At 48.8% G+C, this 1,140-nt stretch carries 1 protein-coding gene; it reads left to right on the top strand.

What is annotated here, in order from left to right; translation table 11 throughout:
- Positions 1-798, top strand: a 798-nt coding sequence (gene cobT, locus PX482_RS07520; RefSeq protein WP_288122267.1) for a nicotinate mononucleotide-dependent phosphoribosyltransferase CobT, incomplete at its 5' end; no start/stop codon positions are given.
- Positions 799-1,140 lie beyond the last annotated feature (342 nt).

Below are 1,140 nucleotides of genomic sequence, written 5' to 3'. Positions count from 1 at the left end.
ATTCCCGTCCTCGTTTTTAACGCCGGTTTACCCTTGCCCCCGGCCGTCGATTATATCGAACTGGGGGGACAACCGGCCCGTTGTCTCTCCACCGGCCGCGCCCTAGACCTGACCATAGTAAAACACCTGTTCGCCCAAGGATTAACTTGGGGAGAAAAATTAGCCCGCCAGTCTAGTTATCTAATTATCGGCGAGTGCGTGGTCGGCGGCACCACCACCGCCCTCGCCATCCTCACCGGATTGGGTTATCGAGCCAACGGCAAAGTTAACAGCAGCCATCCCCAGTGCAATCATGCTCAGAAACAGGCAATAGTTGAGCAGGGATTAGCCCTAAAAGAAATTTTTGATCCTTTTGAGGTAATCGCCGCCCTAGGCGATCCTCAGCAGATTTTCGTCGCTGGCATGGCCATCGCCGCCAGTGGGCAGGGTGGGGTACTCCTCGCCGGAGGAACCCAAATGTTAGCCGTTTCTGCCCTAATTCAAGCTCTAGTGGCTAAATATGCCTATCCAGTTAACTGGGAAAATATCATCGTCGGCACAACTCGCTGGGTAGCGGAAGATAAAACAGGGGATACGGTGGGATTAGCCCGCATGATCGGAAAATTGCCTTTATTAGCCACACAATTAGACTTTTCTGCCTCTAAATACCCGGTTTTGCAAGCTTATCAACAGGGTTTTGTCAAAGAGGGAGTGGGTGCGGGGGGATGTGCGATCGCTGCTTGTTTGTACCGGAATTGGACTAATCAAGATTTGGTCAAAGCGATCGAAAATTTAATCGGGTTTCAACTAAACTGTTGACTATCTAGGGTTTGCGGCAAAAAGTTTTTCCTGGGTGTAGGGTGTAGGGTGTGGGGTGTAGGGTTTTACCAATTTTCAGGTGGTCAATTACCTAATTTTCAGGGAAAAAGTCCAGGGATTTTCCCCCTGATCACTCCCATGCCGGCCACTTTGGGATTTCAAAAAGGTCTAAAAGTCTTATCCAACAAGGTTTTTAGATTTATTCAGCCAACCCTAAATACGCGGGCAGCTTATGAGAGAAAATAGTGACCAGCAGATTTCTAGTGGTTCTTCGGTTTTTGTTATGCAATGGACGGGGGTTATAAGGGATGGAACCCTTATATAGAAAGGCATTTGGCGATT

The sequence above is a fragment of the Microcystis sp. M53602_WE12 genome (assembly GCF_030065455.1).
Classification (GTDB): domain Bacteria; phylum Cyanobacteriota; class Cyanobacteriia; order Cyanobacteriales; family Microcystaceae; genus Microcystis; species Microcystis aeruginosa.
Note: the sequence above shows the minus strand (reverse complement) of the source record. Positions and strands in the feature narration are given on the sequence as shown.